The following is a 5,498-nucleotide window of genomic DNA, read 5'->3' as shown; positions in this document are numbered from 1 at the left end:
ACTTTAGTCTATTTCTGATGGATACTATATTTTTAATTGAGAAAAGTACTGAAATTATGACTAATGCAACAAGCAGCCATTCATACAAGTAGAACAATGATTCTTTGTGGACGGCAAAATAATATCCAAGAGCGGATAATGGTATGATTGTGAGCAGTAAATATCCATTTAGTTTGAGATAAAAGGTTTCGTTAATTTTCTTCTCCTCCTTTTAAATTCCCCATTTACACCCAGTATCAAGATAACAGTCCAATTAATTTTAACAGATAATTCCATAAATCAAAATAATTTCTTTTAGTAAACTGACCTCTAAGCCACCCATGCAGCGAAAAATCACTGCACCACAAAGGATGAAAATTTGTTCTTAATGGGTATAAATCACTATGGCTGGCGAAGAAGGTCGATGAACTATGGTGCCATAGAGCCCAACCGTTAGTCTGACTCCAACGACCACGGTGCATCACAAAACTGTCGCCCCCAATATGGGTAGCACTTATGGGATATTTATCCTACTTTAGTTACTGCACCAGACTTGCCTTTATTCTTAGTAGATTGGAGATACTTCTCGATTTACTTACCAACTCCAAATAATTTCTCTTAAGGCTCAGCTTTTTTCTGGGTCCTTTTGATATGCACTATTATTGATTTTGAGCGTTTTTTAWTTTTCATRGGAGTTCAMTAASTTCAACAAAAAGAGCGTTAACCCTGCTCGGGTCAACAACTTTATTTCAAAACTACAATAGAATAAAAACCTCGTATTTTGTTTGATCAAAATACGAGGTTTCACCTGTTAATTTCTATTCATTTTTATTTAATAGCTCCATACGTTTCCCGCTAAACTTCCCAAAAGCCTTTTCTGATTGTGAAACCCTACGTTCATATTGTCCAACAACCTATCGARCGCAATAAATTCACTTCACAAATTGGATTGATTTCTGATTCCTCTGCCACACGACACTTACCAAGATTGTAATCCCTAGTACGACGAATCCTAGCAAGAAAGGATATATAATATTCACGTCATATAAAACACCAGCAAGTAGCGGTCCGACTACGTTACCAATACTCATATAGGCGTTATTCATCCCCATCGCGAATCCTTGTTCATTACCTGCTAGCTTTGAGATCAGCGTATTCAGCACTGGTCTCAAAATAGAAGTTGCAAGGAACACCACTAACGTAATCATAAAGAACAGCACATAGGTGGAGGCAAATAAAGATAAGAAGAAACATAAAGCTGTCAAGGCGATAAAGAAATTCAAAATGATTCCTTCACCATACCTTCGAACGAGACGATCCACCACCAATAATTGCATCACAACGCTGACAATCCCTGTTGACGTCACCATCACTGCAATCTGTTTCGGTGTTGCGCCAAATTGATTATCCACAAACAGACCTAATACCGATTCATATGCCATCAACCCAAAACTCATGACGAGTGTAATAATAAGTGGGATAAAATAAGGCTTTTGTACAGACTGTGCAAGTTTTTTCACCATTGATTCCTGTTTAACTGCGCCTAAAACATCTCCAGTTTCCCTGCTTTCCTTCAATACAATTATTGAGAATATCACAGACAACAACGATACCAATGCGGAAACGAGCAATGGAAGCTTCAAGTCATAATCCGCCAAAAACCCTCCGATTCCAGGTCCAATGACAATTCCGAGTGACATCGCTGCGGAAATGTAACTATTCCCTTTTGCACGCTGATCCATTGTCGTAATATCTGCTACATAAGCGAAAATCGCAGGAATTAATAAGGCTGCACCGATACCGCCTATCACTCGCGATGTATACAGCACCCATATTGAATCCGAGAAATAAAACACAAACATGGAAAGCGTTAATCCGCTTAGACCTGCTATAATCATCTTCCGTCGACCAACTTGATCTGCCCACTTACCGGCAATCGGTGACATGACGAACTGTGCCCCCGCAAAGATGGCAATCATAAGACCTGCCGCCATGCCCCCTTCACCAATCGACATTAGATAGGCTGGCAGTATCGGAATGATTATGCCAAAACTCCCTATTGCGATAAACATATTTATCATTAAAACAATTATTTTCTTTCGTTGATCTTGCATCATAAATATTCCTCATCTCATTTAACATACTTTCCTATCTAACCCTACCTACCAGTCAAACGTCAACTCTTTCGGTTTATTTAACTGAAATGTAATCTTTTTTTATGTTGGGTACGATTGTGACGAATTAAACAACTTTTTCGACTATATTCGACTTTATTCATTATTTGGTAGGTAAAATCCTTCTTATCAACTATAATAAAAAGGAGTACTAGTTACTATAATACAAAAATATTGTTATATATTGTAAAACCTTGAATTATTTACTTAAGACACTTTGCAAAAACCTTATTATAAAGGGGGGATTTGAATGCAAGCACAACAATTAAATTTACAGCTAATTGAACAGTCGAAAATGCGATGTGAAGAATGGGGATTGGATCCGACGATTATTCCCGACCCTTTAGAAATTGGCCATGAACAACTACAACAAATTCAAAAAGAAAATAAAGAAGTCTTGAAAGTGGTGGAATTTTTTATTCCAGAATTTTTGAAGATGGTAAAAGGAACTCCACTTTTGATTGTTGTTACCGATAATCAGGGCATCGTCACCTATATGGAAGGTGACAATACGATTAAAGATGTCATTCAACAACTTGGCTTTCGAACAGGCGTTCAGTTTACGGAGAAATACAATGGAACGAATTGTATCAGTCTTGCACTGAACCACAATCAACCGGTGGAAGTAGTAGGCTCTCAACATTATCATGATTTCCTCTATCAGTCGGCTTGTTATTCCGTGCCAGTTACAGATCATCGTACGAACGGCACTCTTGGAACAGTTTCCATTATGACCGCTTTGAATTTTGAAGACCCTCTACTCCTTTCCTTGCTTTCGATTGTCGGAACGAGTATCGAACGTGAAATCCAATTGCAAGAACAAAACAAAGATTTGAATGTGCTGAACCAAGTGTTAACGGAATCCTCACATACTGCCATGATTTTGACGGATCATTATGGTCGTATTATGGAATTTAATCCATATGCAGAAAAACTGACAGGATTGAAACGCCAAGATGTGATTAAAAAGCCTGCGTCTGAGCTGGCTATTCTTAAGGATTGGATAGATCAAATCATCCAAACGAAAGAAAGCTTTTCCGATATCGAAGTGAAATTCCAAAAACCGGATTCGTCAAAAGAAACCATTTGTCTATTTGACGGCCGTCCAATTTACAGTGTGAATCAATATTTCATCGGGACAGTCTGCAGCTTCCGTGACATAACTGAACGCTATGAAAACCAATTGATCATGCAGCATCACGCACATCATGATGATTTAACAACATTGCCTAATAGACGCTATTTCCATAACTATATAAATGGCATTCTGGATTCATCCGATGGGAAAAATATTTCATTGGCGGTTTTCCTGCTAGATCTTGATCGTTTTAAATTAATCAATGATACATTGGGTCATGCAAAGGGTGATACGTTACTTGTTGAAATCGCTCAAAGATTAAATCATTATTTACTCGACAAAGGAAAGCTGTTTCGAATGGGTGGCGATGAGTTTACCATCGCTTTGACAGATTTCAATTCAGTTGATGAATTAAAAAAAATTGCCGACGATATTATTGAAGTCGTTCGGAAACCATTTTTCCTTCAAAACCTGGAGTTTCATGTTAGCACGAGTATCGGTATCGCCCTCTATCCAAATGACGGGTCAGATATCAATACCCTATTCCTACATGCAGATACCGCTATGTACCGTGCAAAAGATCAAGGGAAAAACGGTTACTGCATATACAATTCGGATATGAACGAGGAATCTCTCAAGAAACTGACGCTCGAATCGGAGCTCGAATTAGCCATAAAAAATAACGATCTTATCCTGCATTACCAACCGCAGATTGATTTGCACACTAATCAAATTGTGGGAGTTGAAGCCTTATTACGCTGGAATCATCCTGAACTTGGACTTATTCCTCCAGCTGATTTCATTCCACTAGCTGAAGAAATGGGATTGATGGTACATCTTGGTGAATGGGTACTCAATCACGGCTGCCGTCAAATGAAAAAGTGGCACGATCAAGGCATGACGTCATTGAAACTATCCATTAACTTGTCTCCTCAGGAATTTTTAAAGCAACGTCTTGTGGATAAAGTCAAACAAGTATTGCAAGAAACTGGGCTTGCACCACATGGATTGGAACTGGAAATCACGGAATCTATGACAATGGATGTTATTCGTTCCACATCAATCTTGGAAGAATTGCATGAGCTTGGTATACAGATAGCCATGGATGACTTTGGTACAGGCTACAGTTCACTTAACTACTTGAAGAACTTCCATATTCATCGTCTGAAAATTGACCGAAGTTTCATTCGTGACATGCTGAATGGACCGAAAGATGGCCAAATCGTGAGCACCATCATTTCCATCGCACATGCGCTGAATCTAAAAGTCATTGCAGAAGGCGTAGAAACAAAAGAACAGCTTCATTTCCTTGAAAAATTACAATGTGACGAAATACAAGGCTACTATTACAGCAAACCGTTATCAGCTACCGATCTCGAAAAAAAATATGAATTTAATTCATCTAGAGGTGTCATTCATCCATGAAATCAATTGCATCATTATTGGTCGAACACTTAAAATCATTTCAAGTAACTCACGCATTCGGTATTCCCGGTAAAGCGGTTGTTCCTCTTCTCCTWGCAATGGAAAAGAACGAACTTGAATTCGTATTAAGCAGACACGAATCTGGCGCTGGCTTCATGGCTGCAGGTTATGCACGCCAGAACAATACGCTTGGGGTCGCGGTCGGAACTTCAGGACCAGGTGGCACGAACTTGCTGACTGCTGCTGGACAAGCAAAAGCCTTCCACTTGCCGGTACTTTTCATTACTGGACATCCTTCAGTCAAAGATTCAGGACGTGCCATGGGTCAGGATTCCAGTATTTTCGGGACAGATCTTGTAAAAATGTTTGAACCAGTTACTCTCTTCAGCGCAAGAGTCGAACGAGCTGATCAGTTCCAAGTATACTTCCAGCATGCTCTTCAAAAAGCACTGACTGGAACAAAAGGTCCTGTTCATCTTTCCATCCCTGCTGACGTGTTGATGGAAGAAATCGAGCCCTTTACATTATCGCTTCCGGCCTTGGAACCGGCGGTCTCGCCATACATGGGAGAAGTGAAATCCTTGCTGGAGCAAGCGAAAAGACCTCTCCTGTTCCTAGGGAAAGGTGTGCATATTTCACAGGCTTATGACGAAGTTAGCCAACTTTCACTTCAATACAATGTGCCAGTCATCACTACACCCGGCGGAAAAGGAACAATTCGCACCGACCATCCGGGTTACCTCGGTCCTTTCGGATTGGGGGGAACGCAAGCTGCGACTGATTATTTAAATGAAGGCGTTGACTTGTTAATTGTCATCGGAACGAAACTGACGGATATGACG

The 5,498-nt window shown here is 39.8% G+C and carries 3 protein-coding genes; 2 read left to right on the top strand and 1 reads right to left on the bottom strand.

Annotation, left to right across the window (positions count from 1 at the left end; all coding sequences use genetic code 11):
* Window positions 1-911: 911 nt before the first annotated feature.
* Entirely contained in the window at window positions 912-2,096 is a 1,185-nt protein-coding gene (locus tag AC1DSB_RS13535; protein ID WP_477532358.1) for an MFS transporter, read from the bottom strand.
* Between the two features lie 307 nt (window positions 2,097-2,403).
* On the opposite strand from AC1DSB_RS13535, the gene AC1DSB_RS13530 reads away from it, so the two are divergent.
* On the top strand, window positions 2,404-4,656 hold the full coding sequence (locus AC1DSB_RS13530; RefSeq protein ID WP_477532357.1) for an EAL domain-containing protein: 2,253 nt from the start codon (window positions 2,404-2,406) through the stop codon (window positions 4,654-4,656).
* Window positions 4,653-5,498, top strand: an 846-nt coding sequence (locus AC1DSB_RS13525) for a thiamine pyrophosphate-binding protein (protein WP_477586891.1), incomplete at its 3' end; no start/stop codon positions are given. The genes AC1DSB_RS13530 and AC1DSB_RS13525, both read left to right, overlap by 4 nt.

The sequence above is a fragment of the Paenisporosarcina sp. P4_E4_2 genome, assembly GCF_056401595.1.
This window is presented reverse-complemented; position numbering and strand designations above follow the sequence as displayed.